The following is a 14,917-nucleotide window of genomic DNA, read 5'->3' on the forward strand; positions in this document are numbered from 1 at the left end:
ACGGACCGTCCCGTACCGAGGAGTGGTACGGGACGGCCCGAATGACGAGACGCGGAGGCTCTTGGAGCGTTACGAGCGCTTCGCGAACGCCTTGTTGTCCGGGTTGCGCGCCTTGAGGACCAGGTACGAGACGCCCAGGATCAGGCCCCACAGCGGGGCGCAGTACAGGGAGACCCGCGAGTCCTTGTCGACGCCCATCATCACGATGACCATGAAGATGAACAGCAGCGCGAACCAGCTGGTGAACGGGGCGCCCGGGGCCCGGAAGGTGGACTGGGGCAGCTCGCCGCGGTCGGCCTTGGCGCGGTAGCGGATCTGGCAGACCAGGATCATGATCCAGGCCCACATGCCGGAGATGGTGGCGAAGGAGACGACGTAGTCGAAGGCCTTGCCCGGCGCCTTGTAGTTGATCCAGACGCCCACCAGCATCAGCGCGGCCGAGACCGAGGTGCCGATCAGCGGGGTGCCGCTCTTGGTCAGCTTGGTGAAGACCTTCGGGCCCTGGCCGTTGAGCGCGAGGTCGCGCAGCATCCGGCCGGTGGAGTACATGCCCGAGTTGCAGGAGGACAGGGCCGCCGTCAGGACGACGAAGTTGACGACCGCGGCGCCGACGCCCAGGCCCATCTTCTCGAAGGCCGCGACGAAGGGGCTGACGCCCGGCTGGAACTCGTGCCACGGGACGACCGAGAGGATCATGATCAGGGCGCCGATGTAGAAGACGGCGATGCGCCACGGCACGGTGTTGATGGCCTTGGGGAGCGTCTTCTCGGGGTCCTTGGACTCGCCCGCGGTGACACCGACCAGCTCGACGGCGAGGAAGGCGAACATCACGATCTGCAGGGTCATCAGCGTGCCGCCGATGCCCTTGGGGAAGAACCCGCGGTCGTTCCAGAGGTTGGCGACGGTGGCGGTGTCCGCGGCGTCCGAGAAGCCGACGGTGAGGATGCCGGCGCAGATCAGGATCATGCCGACGATGGCCGTCACCTTGACCATGGAGAACCAGAACTCCAGCTCGCCGAAGAGCTTCACCGAGATCAGGTTCACCGCGTACAGGATGAGCGTGAAGACCAGCGCGTACAGCCATTGCGGGACGTCGTTGTGCGTCCAGAAGGCCATGTACTGGGCGGCCGCGGTGACCTCGGTGATGCCGGTGACGACCCAGAAGAGCCAGTACGTCCAGCCGGTGACGAAGCCCCAGAACGGGCCGACGAACTCACGGGCGTACTCCGAGAAGGAGCCCGAGACCGGGCGGTACATGAGCAGCTCGCCCAGGGCCCGCATGATGAAGAAGATGACCAGGCCCGCGATGGCATAGGCCAGGATGAGGCTGGGGCCGGCCTTCGAGATGGCCTTGCCCGCGCCGAGGAAGAGCCCGGTGCCGATGGCTCCGCCGATCGCGATCATCTGGATCTGGCGGGCGCCGAGGCCCCGCTGGTAACCCTCGCCCTCGGCTGCGCCGTGGGCGGTCCCCACGGCCTCATTGCCGGAGCGGTCGTCCTGCTTGTCGACCTGCGCTGAGGTCATGGTGGTGCGCCTTTCTCCATGCTGACCCGCCCGCTTCGCCGAGCGAAGCCGCGGATCAGGTCCTGATCCCCCCGGATGTGGATGGAGTGCCACCGGCGATCAGCCGGTCCAAGCGCCCCCGGGAACATGGGTGGCGTCCCCGGGTGGTCGTGAAGATTTATCACGTCTTTACGGGTGATCCACTGGGGTGACTGTGGCGCACGCCACAAGGACAACCGGACAAAGCGCACAAGGGACCGCAAACTATGCCGATGCGGTAATCGGATCGTTATGCGGATTTGAGCGTCCGCTGAGCGAACAAGAGGAAAACAGTCGCCTCCGGCCACCATCCGGGCGAGCGATCAGGCCATCAGCGTCTCGACGAGCGTCTCCTGGAGCCCGCCGAGCCAGAGGTACGCCATGACCATCGGCTTGCGCGGGTCGTCGTCCGGCAGCCGGTACAGCTCGCCGCCGTCGTCCTCGTCGGTGACCTCCAGGCGGGTCCCGATGGTGAGGCGCAGGTCGTTGAGCGCACCGAGCCAGCGCCGGGAGTCGTCGGCGGTCAGCTTGAGGACCGCGCCGCCGTCGCCCCGCGGGGTGAGCGCGTCGAGGGCGCGCACCACGGCGAGCGCGTCGTCGCGCTTGCGGGCGCGCAGGTCGTTCTCGGTGAAGCGGCGGAACTCGGCGGCCGAGGCGCGCAGTTCATCGCTCTCGCCGCTGTCGTACGCGTCCGGGAAGAGCCGGGCCAGCGCCGGGTCGGCGGGCGGCTCGCTCGGCCCCTCGGCGAAGAGCGCGGCCAGCGGGTCCTCGCCCTCCATCGGCTCGTCACCGGGACCGATCAGTTCCAGGAGCTGTACGGACAGGGAGCGCAGGATGGCGATCTCGACCTCGTCGAGCGCGACGGCCGCGCCGCCGCCGGGCAGCGCCTCGAAGTACCCGGCCATCAGCCGCGGTCCTGGGTGAGGGTGGCCCACAGCCCGTAGCCGTGCATCGCCTGCACGTCGCGCTCCATCTCCTCGCGGCTGCCGCTGGAGACCACCGCCCGGCCCTTGTGGTGCACATCGAGCATCAGCTTGCGGGCCTTGTCCTTGGGGTAGCCGAAGTAGCTCTGGAAGACGTACTGGACGTAGCTCATCAGGTTGACCGGGTCGTTGTGGACGAGCGTCACCCACGGCACATCGGGTTCGGGGACGGCGAAGGTCTCTTCCGCCGACTCGGGGCGTTCGATCTCGACCGGGGCAACGCTCACGTCTCTGGACGACCTTCGTCTTCTCTGCCGGGGGTCCGGGGTTTGTCCCCCGGATAGCACAGCCTCACTTACCCCATGCTGCCACTCGGGGACCGCGGTCGCACAAACGGACCCCCGAAATCGTCACTCTGACGCGAAGAGGGGTAGCATCCGACCCATGGCTGCTACTCCCGGGGGACAACCCCCGGACCCCCGGCCGACCCGGTCGACAGCCGGAACGGAAAGGCGAGGTAACCGGTTGTGAACGCTGCGGACCTTGGGCTGCCGGTGGACGTGCCGTCGACCGCGCTCTTCACGGACCAGTACGAGCTGACCATGCTCCAGGCGGCACTGCGCGCCGGGACGGCCGACCGGCGGTCGGTCTTCGAGGTCTTCACCCGGAGACTGCCGGACGGCCGCCGCTACGGCGTGGTGGCCGGGACCGGCCGGGTCCTGGACGCCGTGGAGAACTTCCGCTTCGACGCGGGCGTCCTCGGCTTCCTGCGCGAGCGCGGCATCGTCGACGAGCCGACCCTTGAGTGGCTGGCCTCCTACCGCTTCTCGGGCGACATCTGGGGCTACCCCGAGGGCGAGGTCTACTTCCCGGGCTCGCCGATCCTGCGGGTCGAGGGCTCCTTCGCGGAGTGCGTGCTCCTGGAGACCGTGATCCTGTCGATCCTCAACCACGACTCGGCGATCGCCGCCGCCGCGTCCCGGATGTCCGCCGCCGCGGCCGGCCGCCCGCTGATCGAGATGGGCGCCCGGCGCACCCACGAACTGGCCGCGGTGGCCTCGGCCCGCGCCGCGTACGTGGGCGGCTTCACCACCACCTCGGACCTGGCCGCCGGGTTCCGGTACGGCATCCCCACCGTCGGCACCAGCGCGCACGCCTTCACCCTGCTCCACGACAGCGAGCGGGACGCCTTCCGGGCCCAGGTGGACTCGCTGGGCCGGGGCACCACCCTGCTGGTGGACACCTACGACGTGGCCGAGGCGGTCCGTACCGCCGTGGAGATCGCGGGCCCCGAGCTCGGCGCGGTCCGGATCGACTCCGGGGACCTGCTGCTCGTCGCCCACCGGGTGCGCCAGCAGCTCGACGAGCTGGGCGCGACGGACACGAAGATCGTGGTGACCTCGGACCTCGACGAGTACGCCATCGCCTCGCTGGCGGCCGCGCCCGTGGACGCGTACGGGGTCGGCACCCAGCTGGTCACCGGCAGCGGGCACCCCACCTGCTCGATGGTCTACAAGCTGGTCGCCCGCGCGCAGAGCGCGGACCCGAAGGCGCCGCTGGTGCCGGTGGCGAAGAAGTCGACGGGCGGCAAGACGTCGATCGGCGGCCGCAAGTGGGCCGCCCGGCGCACCGACGCCGACGGGATCGCCGAGGCCGAGGTCGTCGGCACCGGCCCGGTCCCGGCCCACCTGGCCGACCGGCAGCTGCTCGCCGAGCTGGTCAAGGGGGGTGTGGTGGTGGCCCGCGAGCCGCTGGACACCGCCCGGGAGCGGCACATCGCGGTGCGCGGCACGCTGCCGATGTCCGCGATCCAGCTCTCGCGGGGCGAGCCCGTGCTGCCCACGGAGTACGCGTGATGCCGCACGTCCGGGCCTTTGCACCCCAATTGCCCCCTGCCGCACCCGGGGCGGAATCTCTACGCTCGTAGAACAGCCCCCTGACCGAAGGACAGCCGACATGCACCGCGCGTTGATCGTCGTGGACGTTCAGAACGACTTCTGCGAGGGCGGCAGCCTCGCGGTCACGGGTGGCTCCGACGTCGCCGCTGCCATCACCGACCTGATCGGGCAGGCCGCCGGGTCCGTGTACCGCCATGTGGTGGCCACCCGCGACCACCACATCGACCCGGGCCCGCACTTCTCGCCACGTCCGGACTTCGTGAACTCCTGGCCGGTGCACTGCGTGGCCGGGACGGAGGGTGTGGGCTTCCACCCGAACTTCGCCCCGGCGGTCGCCTGCGGCGCCATAGACGCGGTGTTCGACAAGGGCGCCCACGCGGCCGCGTACAGCGGCTTCGAGGGGCGCGACGAGAACGGGGTGTGGCTGGCGAACTGGCTGCGCGACCGGGACGTCACCGAGGTCGACGTGGTCGGGATCGCCACCGACCACTGTGTGCGGGCGACGGCGCTGGACGCGGTGCGGGGTGGCTTCGCCACGCATGTGTTGTTGGACCTCACCGCCGGCGTCTCGGAGGAGACGACTGCTCGGGCCATCGAGGAGATGCGGGCCGCCGGCGCGGAGCTGTCCGGCAAGCCCGTCTGCTGACCGGGGACGCTTGTCAGTCGAGTGCGGTCCGGTGGGGGCTGGTAGCGCAGTTCCCCGCGCCCCTGAAGCCCCTACGGCCGCAGCAGCGCCCGTATCGGGTGCCAGAGCTCCTCGGCCTCCGGTTGTGGCGCTGTGCGCCACAGGAGGCCGTCCGGGTGGTGCAGGACCGCCGTGATCTCGTCCGGTGTGGGCGGCTCGGTGTTGCCGCGCAGATAGACCGCGCGCAGGCCCAGGTTCCGCAGCCGGGTCAGGGCGCGGGCCCGGTTGGCCGCATGGACCAGCACGCGCACCTTGCGGCCGTCCCCGGCGGGGCTGGGCAAGGTGAGCGCGACGACGACGCTGCCGTTCGGCAGCTTGCTGAAACCTCCGCCAGGCATGGCGTACCGCTCCCCCGTAAGACGTCGTGTCAATAAGGACTCGTAGGACGCACCTAAACACGATCGGCCGCCGCCCGCTAGAGGGCGACGGCCGATCATGGTTTGACCTGCGGTTTTTAGAACTACTTGGTCGACGGACCAACCTTCACGGTGATCGTCGAGCCGTCCTTGGGCTGCTGGACGATGGAGATCCGGGTGTTGGTGTCAGGAACCTGCACGCTTCCCGTGGGGTTCTCCTTGTACCAGTAGGTGCCCCGGTGGTCGTCGAACATCGGCACACCGGCCTGCGGGCGGATCGTGGTCGCCACGTCGGCCTTGTGCAGGGTGAGCGCGTTCGTCGGGTAGAAGCTGAAGGTCGCGTCGAACGGCGTGATCTTGTTGCGCATCAGCGTGCCGTCCGCCCACTTCAGCGGCTTGGCGTGGGAGTCGATCGGCAGGATCTGGCCCTGGCCCGGGTGGACCGAGACGTTGTTGTCCTTCTGGGACAGGTCCCACAGCCAGATGAGCAGACCCGGCGTGTACGCGTAGTGCTCGACCCAGCTCGGGCGGGACTTGGCGAAGCCGAAGTTGTACGGGCCGACCTTGAGGGTCTCGTCGTACGACACGAACTGGCGGTTCTCCGCGATGTAGTACTGCGGGTAGTCCTTGGTGAAGGACTCGCCGATGCGGGAGAAGTTCTTCGAGGTCCAGCCGTTGTCGTCGCCCTCGGCACCGTCGGTGAAGAGCGCGGCGCCGTCGGCGTTCACGGTGATCGCGTCGGCGGTGAAGCCCTTGCCGCCCGCGCCGCCGTCCGTCTGGTAGCGGAAGCGGACGTCGATCTTCTTGCCCGCGAAGGCGTCCAGGTTGTACGAGAGCTTCTTGTACGCGCCCGACACGTCGGTCAGGGCCGGCTTGTCGCTGGGGTCGCGGCTGATCGGCTTGCCGTCGGCGGTGCCGTCCAGCGCGGTCCAGGTGGCGCCGCCGTCCGTGGAGGCCTCGGCGTACAGGAAGTCGTAGTCCAGCTCGATGTCCCACCAGCCCGACAGGTCCAGGGAGGCCTTGGACTTGCCGGTCAGGTCGACCGGGCGGCTCAGGGTGTTGTTGAGGTTGTCACCCATGCCGGACCACCACTGCTTGGTGCCCTCGGCGGGCTTCACGACCGTGGTGGTGACGGGCTTCTTCGGCAGCTCGACGACGAGCGCCTGCTTGTCCTTGGTGTTGTACTCCGAGACGCCCAGCTTGGTGGTCGACTTCGTCGCGGCCTTGGCCGTGTCGTAGTTGAGCCAGCCCAGCTGGAGCTTGTCCCAGGCGGTCATGTCGCCCGGCATGTCGCCGATCGAGTCCTTGCCGGTGCCCAGCCAGGAGCCGGCTGACATCAGGGACCAGAAGCCGACCGAGTTCTCGGCCTGGTTCGTGGTGTCGTAGAGGTCCGGCAGACCGAGGTCGTGGCCGTACTCGTGGGCGAAGACGCCGAGGCCGCCGTTCTCCGGCTGCATCGTGTAGTCGCCGACCCAGATGCCGGTGTCGCCGATCTGCGTGCCGCCGGCCTTGTTGTTCGACGGGCCGGTCTTGCCCGCGTCCGTGCCGTAGGCGTACGAGCGGTGCGCCCACAGGGCGTTGGTGCCCTGCGCGCCGCCGCCGGCCGACTCGTCCTCGCCCGCGTGGACGATCTGGAAGTGGTCGATGTAGCCGTCGGGCTCGTTGAAGTTGCCGTCGTTGTCGAAGTCGTTGCGGTCCCACTGGTCGTACTGCGCCAGGGTCGCCTTGATCTGCTCGGTGGTCTGGCCCTTGGCCTTCTGGTCCGCGGCCCAGGCGTTGACGCCGTCGCGGACCAGGTCCATCACGTTGGAGCAGTTGGTGGCGCCGCAGTAGTTCGAGCCGTAGCGGGCCTCGTTGGCGGGGACGCGGACCCAGTCCGTGACCGTGCCGTCGACCGAGTAGCGGCCCGAGGAGGTCTTCTCGTAGTACGTCTTCAGGGAGTGCTTCTGGGTGCCGTCGGCGTTCTTGCCGGTCCCGAAGTACAGGTCCTGGAAGTGCTGCCGGCTGTAGTCCTTCTGCCAGGCGGTGGAGTTGTCCTTGGTGCGGTCCGGCTGCTTGATGGTGTTGTGCGCCGGGCCCGGCTCGCCCCCGTACTTCACGACCGCCGGCTTGGGGCCGGCCGGGCCGTCCGGGTCGAACATGGTCGTGTTGTCGACCTGGTCCCCGAAGTCCACCAGGACCGTGAAGATCTTGTCGGTCTTCTCGCGGCCGAGCTCGACGTACTTCTTGTCGTCGAGCTGGACGACCTTGGAGGCGCCGCGCTGCTGCACCTTCTTGTCGCCCGCGATGACCTTCTGCAGCGCCGTCTGGCGCTGGAGCTCCCGCTGCTTGGTGAACGGGCCCGGAATGTCGTCGATGTGCTTGGCCGAGCCGGCGCCCGGGTCCCGCCGCTCGACGGGGGCCGGGGCCTTGCTGTCGGCCTGGGCGGTGGCGAACGCGGAGCCTATCGCGCCGGTCGTGGCCATGGCCACGAGTATGGCGGCAGCTCTGACCGCTCGTCTGTTGCTGGTCACTTGATGATGTCCTCCCCCGCGGCCGCAGGCACGGACCGGGGGTGAGGGGTCTGGTCTCCGGTGCGCGGCACGCGTCTCAAGTGACGACATTGGACCGGAGTTGCCAAAGAAAAGACAGATCTTGACTTAGGTCAGTCAATTACATTATGCAGAGCGGTCGTTCCGGTATCCGAACGCTTCCGATGTGCTACCCAACCCGGACATCGGGTGCGCCTGTCTCGCCTGTCGGAATGCGGAATGACTCCGTGCGCCCCCTGTGCACCGGCACCGTGGGTTAGGTCACGCTTACCGGCGGTTCCGCAAGGGCAAGCACCGTCGTAGAGTCGCTTGACAGTGCGATCCGGTTGCCCGGTCGAGAGACCCGCCCCCATCCGATGCCTGCCCCCGAGGACGGATACCGCCATGCCGCGTCCGACTGCAGCACAGCTCGCCTACGGTTCGGCCACCGTCGTCTTCTCGACCGTGGCCATGATTCTGCTCTCCCAGACCGAGTCGGGCGTCGGGGTGGGAGTGATAGTGCTCGCCGCGCTCCTGCTCGGACTGCTGGTCGCCGTGACGGTCCCCATGCCGAAAGCGGCGCGCACGGTTCGTACGAACCGCGCCGCCGCCGTCGGGGAGAGCGCCGAGCCGGGAGTGCGCGTACCGGCCGATTCGGTACGGAGCTGACGCTCGGCACCGTCCGGCCCGGGGTCAGGGGGCGGTCGAGACCACCACCGTCTTCCCGGCCTTGTCGTGCAGGCCCTGTTTATAGGGCTTGTCCGTGAGGATCGTGATGATGAGGACGATCTGCCACAGACACGGACAGCACAGCAGGGCGGGCAGCCAGAGCACGGCCGTGCGGGCCAGGGCCGCGCTGGTGGTGGGCACGCTGCCGTCGTTGAGCATCGCGACCCGCAGGTTCAGCAGCTTCTTGCCGACCGTCTGACCGTCGCGCTTCAGCATGATCGTGTCGTACGCGAGGTACGCCACGATACCGATGAGGTTCCAGGCGAGACCGCTGCCGCTGTACGCACGGCTGATGACGTCGGAGGTGTCCTCGCCGCTCCTCGTCTCGTACACCCAGCGGTCCGAGGTCGCCCACTCCAGGAGGCCGAGCGGGATCGCGATCAGCAGGGCGTCGATGATCCGGGCGAGCAGCCGCCGCCCGAAGTCGGCGAGCGGCGGCATCCCGCTGAGCGGGTCGGGGCCGCCGTACTGGTTTCCCCCGCCGTACGGGTCGTACGGCGGCGGGGTGCTGCCATAGGGCGAACCAGGGGGCGGCGTGCCGTAGGGGCTTCCGGGGGGAGGGCCTCCGTACGGACCGCCGCCGGGGGGAGGGGTACCGCTGCCCGGAGGTGGGCCGCCTCCGGGGGGCGGGCCCTGGCTCCAGCCGGGGGGCTCGGAGGGCTCGGACGGCTTCTTGAGGAACGGGTCGTCCTCGGGCGGCTGGCCGGGCGGCGGTTCGTTGCTCATGTCCGCAGTGCACCGCGCGGGGTGGCACCCCGCAACGGCACGGGGACCGTTCGGGGTACCCCGCCGCGCGGAGGAGGCGTCAGGTGCCCGCGACGAAGGTCCGGGCCGCCTTGTCGTGCCAGCACTGGCGCCACGGCCGGTCGAACAGGCACCACACGACGTTGACCACGCCGACGGCGAGTACGCCCAGGACGCCGTAGACCAGCCAGCGGCGCAGGGCCGCGCCGAAGGCGGGCGGCTCGTGCGACTCGATGTCGCGCACCTGGACCCGCAGCAGCCGCTTGCCCAGCGTGCGGCCCCACTTGGCGGTGGGCAGCGCCTCGTAGACCACACCGAGGAGCAGGAACGCGCCGAGCACGAGGGCGAGGTAGCCGCCGGTGGTGCCGTCCAGGAGGTAGACCGTCACCGTCTCACCGGACAGCTTCGCGGCGTCGATCTTCTCCTGGATGTGGTCCGCGCCCTTGATCCAGAGCGGCAGGGCGAGACCGCCGACGGCCCCGCCGAGCACCAGGGTGTCCACGAGCCGGGCGGCCAGGCGCCGCCCGAGACCGGCGGGCCGGGCCGCCGCCTGCGCCCGGGCGGCCCGCAGGAACGGGTCCTCCACGGGCGGCTTCCACGGCACCACGGGCTCCCCGGGCCCCGGCCGCTCCTCGGGCCGCGCCAGCTGGTGCACCTGCTGCGCCCAGGACGCGGAGCCCCCGCCGGACCCGGTGGTGACGGGCGAGGAGGGCGCGGCGGCCTGCTGCGGCGCCTGCTGCTGTACGGGGGCGGGCTGCTGCGGTACGGAGTGCTGCTGCGGTACGGGCGCGGACTGCGGGGCGATCGGCGCCGAGGGCAGCGCGGCCCGGGCGGGCGCGGGCTGGACGGCGGCCGGACTTCCCTGCGGCTCGCCCCGGCGCGGGTCGGCCACGCGCGGGTCGCCCCCGACGCGCGGGTCCTCAGGCCGCTGCCGGCCCGGCAACGGCTGAGCGGGCAGCGACTGCACCGGCACCGGCGCCCCCGCCGGAGCCCGCCCGAACCCCTGGCCCGGCGGGACGGGGGCCGGGTCGGCGGGCAACGGCACAGCCGCCCCGGCCCGCTCGGACGCCGACCCGGCGGGCAGCGGCAGCGGCTGCGGCCGCCCGGCCTCGGGCTGGGCGGGAAGCGGCTGGGCGGGAAGCGGCTGGGGCGTCTGCCCCGGCGCCGGATCCCCCGGCTGCCCCCATGACACCCGCCGCGCCGCGTCGTCGCCGAAGCCCGACTGGTGGGAGGCGTCGGCCTGCCAGGCCGGGGCCGGGTCGGGGCGGCTGCCGTGGAGGGGGGCGGGGTCGGGCTCGTCGAGGAAGACGGGGCCCGTCTCCTCCACGGCGGGCGCGGGCGACGGCATCGGCGTCGGCGGGGCCGAGGCGAGGGCGGGCGCCGCCGGGGCCGCGCCGGCCGGCGGCGCGGGCATGGTTTCGCCCTCGGCCGGGGCGGGCCGGCTCGTACCGGGCACCCAGGCGGCGCCGTTCCAATACCGGACATATCCGGGGATGGACGGATCGGGGTAGAAGCCGGCGGCGGGGGTTCCGTCTCCGGTAGCCGGGGTGGGGGCGCTCATCACGGTCCCGTATCTGCTCGTGGGCCTCGTCAATACAGGGGTCCACATCTACCAGACGGGCGACCGCCCCCGGGCGGGTCCGTCGGTACCGACCACTATCCGGTCAACGTTCAGGCACCTCTCACCCGCCCGTGGACCGGGCCCGGAACCCCTCGTCCGGGCCGTTTCCCGGGCCGCCGGAAAAATTTTCCGGAAGTCGCGTCATAGCCGCGCGGTACCCCGCTCTCACCTGGTGCGGCCCGATCACGGGCCCGTACCAGGAGAGGAAAGGCACTGTCATGCACACCGTGGTGGAACGCGAGCTGGAGCTCAAACTCGTGCTGTCGCCGGAGCGCAGCATCCCGGTCCCGGCCCGGCTGACCTATCGCACGGACGACCCGTACGCCGTGCACATCACCTTCCACATCGGCTCCGATCACCCCGTCAACTGGACGTTCGCCCGTGAGCTGCTCGTCGAGGGGGTGTTCCGGCCGTGCGGCCACGGCGACGTCCGGATCTGGCCCACCAAGGTGGACGGGCGCAGCGTGATCCTGATGGCGCTCAGCTCGCCGGACGGCGACGCACTCCTGGAGGCGCCGTCCGCCCAGGTGTCGGCGTGGCTGGAGCGGACGCTGCGGGTGGTCCCCCCGGGTTCTGAGACCGAGCAGCTCGGCATCGACGACGGCCTCGCCGAGCTGCTCGCGCCCACGACCGGCCGCACGCCCGGCCGCACCCGCGCCGAGGAGCTGTACCTGAACGACCCGTGGCCCTCGGACGAGTCGCGGCCGGAGGAAGGTGCGTGACGGGAGGGGAAGCAGACGCACAAGGCACAGGAGTAACGGTTGTTCAGAACAGCTTGCCGGGGTTCAGCAGCCCCAGCGGGTCGAAGGTCCGCTTGACCGCGCGCTGCATCTCCACGCCCACCGGGCCGAGTTCGCGGGCCAGCCACTCCTTCTTCAGCACGCCCACGCCGTGCTCGCCGGTGATCGTGCCGCCCAGCTCCAGACCGAGCGCCATGATCTCGTCGAAGGACTCCCGGGCCCGCCGCGACTCGTCCTCGTCGGCGTGGTCGAAGCAGACCACCGGGTGGGTGTTGCCGTCCCCGGCGTGCGCGCAGACGCCGATGGTCAGGTCGTACTTGGCGGCGATCGCCGAGGTGCCCTCCAGCATCGCGGCGAGCCGCGAGCGCGGGACGCAGACGTCGTCGATCATTGTGGCCGGTTTGATGGTCTCCAGCGCGGTGAGCGACAACCGCCTTGCCTGGAGCAGCAGTTCGGACTCGGCGGCCGACTCGGCCGGGACCACCTGGACGGCTCCCGCGGCGGTGCACAGCTCCCCCACGGCGGCCAGGTCGGAGGCAGGGTCGGGGGTGTCGAAGGCGGCGAGCAGCAGCGCCTCGGTGCTCTCCGGCAGACCCATGTGGGCCATGCGGTTGACGGCCCGTACGGTCGTGCGGTCCATGAGTTCGAGCAGCGACGGCGTGTGGCCGCGCTCCATGATCGCGCAGACTGCCTCGCAGGCGGCGGCCGCGGAGGGGAACTCGGCGGCGAGCACCAGCTGCTCGGGCGGCGCGGGCCGCAGCGCAAGGACGGCCTTGACCACGATGCCGAGGCTGCCCTCGGAGCCGACGAAGAGCCGGGTCAGGTCATATCCGGCGACGCCCTTGGCGGTGCGGCGGCCGGTCTCCAGGAGACGGCCGTCGGCGAGGACGACGTCGAGGCCGAGGACGTACTCGGCGGTCACCCCGTACTTCACACAGCACAGCCCGCCGGACGCGGTGCCGATGTTCCCGCCGATGGTGCACTGCTCCCAACTGGACGGATCCGGCGGGTAGTAGAGCCCGTGTTCCATGACTTTCCGGGAGAGCACGGCGTTGACGACACCGGGCTCGACGACCGCGACCCGGTCGACCGGGCTGATCTCCAGGATCCGGTCCATCCGGACCAGGGACAGCACGACGCAGCCCTCGGTCGCGTTGGCGCCGCCCGACAGACCGGTGCGGGCGCCCTGCGGCACGACCGGGACGCGCAGCTCGGTGGCGGTGCGCATGACGTGCTGGACCTGCTCGACCGTACGCGGCAGGACGACCACGGCCGGGGCCCCGGCCGCGCAGAAGCTCGCCATGTCATGGGCGTACGAGGCGGCGACGTCCGGGTCGGTGATCAGCGCGTCGGCGGGCAGACCCGCGCGCAGCCGTTCGAGGAGGGCGCCCGGCTCGGGGGCGGGCGGGGCGACGGGCTCGGCTCCATCGTTCATGATCCCAGCGTGGCACCCGGGGCCATCGGTGTGAACCCTGCGCGGCCCGGCGGGCGCGGACGGGATGTGCTCTTCGTATGGACGCACAGTGATCGGCATGGAGAGCGAAGACGAATGGCCGCCGCACCGGCAGACCCTGACGCTGCCGCCGCCGGCGCGGCCCACGCCGCTGGAGCCGGCCGGGCCGCCGCCCGCCCGCACCGCGCGCCGCACGATGATCGGCGCGGCCGTGGCCGCGCTGCTGACCGCCGGGGTCCTGGTGGTCCTGCCGACCCGGTTCGGCGGCGGCCAGGACGCGCCGCCGCCCGCGCCGGGGCCGGTCGCGCGGGCGCTGACGGCCGTCGGGGCGGGGGCGCCCGCGGCGGCCGCCGATCTGACCGCGCTGATCGCGGACCGGCGGGCGTGGGTGCGCACGCACCCCTCGGACGACGCGTCCTGGGCGGTGCTCGGCTCGGCCTATCTGGGGCGCGGGCTGCGGGCTGCGGACTCCTCGTACTATCCGCGCGCCGAGTGGGCCCTGCGCCGCTCGCTGGCGGTCCGGCCGGCCGCGCGGGGCAACGCGGACGCGCAGATCGGTCTGGCGGCGCTGGCCAACGCGCGGCACGACTACGGGACCGCGCGGACGCTGGCCGAGGAGGTCCGGCGGCGCGATCCCAAGCGCTGGACGGTGTATCCGGTGCTGATCGACGCGTACGGGGGCCTGGGTGACCTCAAGGGCGCGAGCAGGTCGGTGGAGCAGCTGCTCGATCTGCGCGGCGGCTCGGTGGCGCTGGCGGCGTCGGGGGCGGTGTACCGGGAGCGGGGCTGGCGCGAGGACGCGGCGGCGGCGCTGACCGAGGCGGCCGCGTACGCCACGACGCCGGTCCAGAAGGCCGACTGCCTGCGGCAGTTGGGGGACCTGGCGTGGGACCGGGGCGAGCCCGCCGAGGCGCTCGCCCAGCACTCGGCGGCGCTGCGCACGGATCCGGGCGGGCACGCGGCGCTGGCGGGCAAGGCCCGTGCGGAGCTCGCGCTCGGCCGTACGGCGGCGGCCCGCCACGACTACGCGGCGGCGGTGGCGCGCCTGCCGCGCCCCGAATACCTGCTGGAGCTGGGCGAGTTGTACGAGTCGCTCGGGCTCGGCGCGGACGCCCGCGCCCAGTACGCGCGGCTGCGCGCGCGGGCCGCGTCGGACGACGGGCACGGGGTGAACGACGCACTCGTCCTCGGCCGCTTCGAGGCGGACCACGGCGCGCCGGAGTCGGCGGTGGAGCGGCTGCGCGCGCAGTGGCGGCGGACGCCGAACGCGGCGGTGGCGGATGCGCTGGGGTGGGCGCTGTACCGGGCCGGGGAGCCGGAGGAGGGGCTCGTGTTCCTGAAGCAGGCGGCGGAGAAGGGGGGCCGGAGCGCGTTGTTCTCCTACCACCGGGGGGTGCTGGAGCGGGAGCTCGGGCAGTCCGGTCCGGCTCGGCGCGATCTGGAGGAGGCGCTGCGGACGAATCCGTACTTCTCGCCGCTGCTGGCGCCGAAGGCGCGGGAGGGGTTGGAGGGGTTGGGGGAGCCGGCGGAGGGGGGTCCGAAGGACGTGTACGGCTACGTGCCGGATCCGCCGACGGGGTCGGGGTCGTCGGGGTCGGGGTCTTCGGGCTCGGCCGCGGCCGCGGCCCGCAAGCGGAAGCAATAGCCCCCCGGGGGCTTCGCCCCGGACCCCGTTCGTCTACGGACCGTGGACGGCTGGTCGCGCAGTTCCCCGCG

The 14,917-nt window shown here is 71.5% G+C and carries 13 protein-coding genes; 5 read left to right on the plus strand and 8 right to left on the minus strand.

All coding sequences use genetic code 11. From position 1 onward, the window contains the following. Positions 1-69: 69 nt before the first annotated feature. The 3 genes from BX283_RS17310 to clpS all read right to left on the minus strand — a co-directional run bounded on the left by BX283_RS17310 (position 70) and on the right by clpS (position 2,752). Positions 70-1,524, minus strand: a complete 1,455-nt coding sequence (locus BX283_RS17310; protein ID WP_101388488.1) for an amino acid permease — start codon at positions 1,522-1,524, stop codon at positions 70-72. 341 nt (positions 1,525-1,865) lie between these two features. Beyond that, positions 1,866-2,447, minus strand: a complete 582-nt coding sequence (locus BX283_RS17315) for a DUF2017 domain-containing protein (RefSeq protein ID WP_101388489.1) — start codon at positions 2,445-2,447, stop codon at positions 1,866-1,868. Further along, the gene (gene clpS / locus BX283_RS17320) at positions 2,447-2,752 is read right to left on the minus strand and encodes an ATP-dependent Clp protease adapter ClpS (RefSeq protein ID WP_067159503.1); all 306 of its coding nucleotides are present in this window, start codon (positions 2,750-2,752) and stop codon (positions 2,447-2,449) included. The genes BX283_RS17315 and clpS overlap by 1 nt, the downstream gene beginning before the upstream one ends. A gap of 240 nt (positions 2,753-2,992) precedes the next feature. Between clpS and BX283_RS17325 the strand changes: the two genes are divergently transcribed. After that, positions 2,993-4,321 (plus strand): nicotinate phosphoribosyltransferase, encoded by a 1,329-nt coding sequence (locus BX283_RS17325; protein WP_101388490.1) that lies wholly within the window; start codon positions 2,993-2,995, stop codon positions 4,319-4,321. Positions 4,322-4,421: 100 nt separating this feature from the next. Continuing rightward, entirely contained in the window at positions 4,422-5,009 is a 588-nt protein-coding gene (locus BX283_RS17330; protein WP_101388491.1) for an isochorismatase family protein, read from the plus strand. Between the two features lie 71 nt (positions 5,010-5,080). On the opposite strand, the gene BX283_RS17335 is transcribed toward BX283_RS17330, so the two are convergent. Both BX283_RS17335 and BX283_RS17340 read right to left on the minus strand, forming a co-directional pair. Beyond that, on the minus strand, positions 5,081-5,386 hold the full coding sequence (locus BX283_RS17335) for a hypothetical protein (protein ID WP_101388492.1): 306 nt from the start codon (positions 5,384-5,386) through the stop codon (positions 5,081-5,083). A 122-nt stretch (positions 5,387-5,508) separates the two neighbouring features. Further along, on the minus strand, positions 5,509-7,917 hold the full coding sequence (locus BX283_RS17340; RefSeq protein WP_101388493.1) for an immune inhibitor A domain-containing protein: 2,409 nt from the start codon (positions 7,915-7,917) through the stop codon (positions 5,509-5,511). 402 nt (positions 7,918-8,319) lie between these two features. Between BX283_RS17340 and BX283_RS17345 the strand changes: the two genes are divergently transcribed. Next, the gene (locus BX283_RS17345) at positions 8,320-8,583 is read left to right on the plus strand and encodes a hypothetical protein (RefSeq protein WP_101388494.1); all 264 of its coding nucleotides are present in this window, start codon (positions 8,320-8,322) and stop codon (positions 8,581-8,583) included. Positions 8,584-8,607: 24 nt separating this feature from the next. Here the strand turns inward: BX283_RS17345 and BX283_RS17350 are convergent, their stop codons facing one another. Further along, complete coding sequence (locus BX283_RS17350; RefSeq protein ID WP_101388495.1) at positions 8,608-9,369, minus strand: RDD family protein; 762 nt, start codon at positions 9,367-9,369, stop codon at positions 8,608-8,610. A 79-nt stretch (positions 9,370-9,448) separates the two neighbouring features. Continuing rightward, entirely contained in the window at positions 9,449-10,948 is a 1,500-nt protein-coding gene (locus BX283_RS17355) for an RDD family protein (protein ID WP_101388496.1), read from the minus strand. Between the two features lie 278 nt (positions 10,949-11,226). Here BX283_RS17355 and BX283_RS17360 point away from each other — a divergent pair, with 278 nt between their 5' ends. Continuing rightward, positions 11,227-11,730 carry an SsgA family sporulation/cell division regulator gene (locus tag BX283_RS17360; RefSeq protein WP_101388497.1) on the plus strand — a complete coding sequence of 168 codons (504 nt, stop codon included), beginning with the start codon at positions 11,227-11,229 and terminating at the stop codon, positions 11,728-11,730. 43 nt (positions 11,731-11,773) lie between these two features. Here the strand turns inward: BX283_RS17360 and BX283_RS17365 are convergent, their stop codons facing one another. After that, positions 11,774-13,183, minus strand: a complete 1,410-nt coding sequence (locus tag BX283_RS17365; RefSeq protein ID WP_101388498.1) for an FAD-binding oxidoreductase — start codon at positions 13,181-13,183, stop codon at positions 11,774-11,776. A gap of 97 nt (positions 13,184-13,280) precedes the next feature. Here BX283_RS17365 and BX283_RS17370 point away from each other — a divergent pair, with 97 nt between their 5' ends. Then, a complete protein-coding gene (locus BX283_RS17370; RefSeq protein ID WP_180357181.1) occupies positions 13,281-14,846 on the plus strand; it encodes a lipopolysaccharide assembly protein LapB in 1,566 nt (521 codons plus the stop codon). The last annotated feature ends 71 nt before the right edge of the window (positions 14,847-14,917 follow it).

The sequence above is a fragment of the Streptomyces sp. TLI_146 genome (genome assembly GCF_002846415.1).
In the GTDB taxonomy this organism is placed as follows: domain Bacteria; phylum Actinomycetota; class Actinomycetes; order Streptomycetales; family Streptomycetaceae; genus Streptomyces.

Excerpts from the sequence above, each read along its gene's own strand:
- BX283_RS17360 (WP_101388497.1), top strand. The coding sequence starts at position 11,227 with ATGCACACCGTGGTGGAACGCGAGCTGGAGCTCAAACTCGTGCTGTCG.
- BX283_RS17310 (WP_101388488.1), bottom strand. The coding sequence starts at position 1,524 with ATGACCTCAGCGCAGGTCGACAAGCAGGACGACCGCTCCGGCAATGAG.
- BX283_RS17365 (WP_101388498.1), bottom strand. The coding sequence starts at position 13,183 with ATGAACGATGGAGCCGAGCCCGTCGCCCCGCCCGCCCCCGAGCCGGGC.
- BX283_RS17330 (WP_101388491.1), top strand. The coding sequence starts at position 4,422 with ATGCACCGCGCGTTGATCGTCGTGGACGTTCAGAACGACTTCTGCGAG.
- BX283_RS17370 (WP_180357181.1), top strand. The coding sequence starts at position 13,281 with ATGGAGAGCGAAGACGAATGGCCGCCGCACCGGCAGACCCTGACGCTG.
- BX283_RS17345 (WP_101388494.1), top strand. The coding sequence starts at position 8,320 with ATGCCGCGTCCGACTGCAGCACAGCTCGCCTACGGTTCGGCCACCGTC.
- BX283_RS17350 (WP_101388495.1), bottom strand. The coding sequence starts at position 9,369 with ATGAGCAACGAACCGCCGCCCGGCCAGCCGCCCGAGGACGACCCGTTC.
- BX283_RS17355 (WP_101388496.1), bottom strand. The coding sequence starts at position 10,948 with ATGAGCGCCCCCACCCCGGCTACCGGAGACGGAACCCCCGCCGCCGGC.
- BX283_RS17315 (WP_101388489.1), bottom strand. The coding sequence starts at position 2,447 with ATGGCCGGGTACTTCGAGGCGCTGCCCGGCGGCGGCGCGGCCGTCGCG.
- BX283_RS17335 (WP_101388492.1), bottom strand. The coding sequence starts at position 5,386 with ATGCCTGGCGGAGGTTTCAGCAAGCTGCCGAACGGCAGCGTCGTCGTC.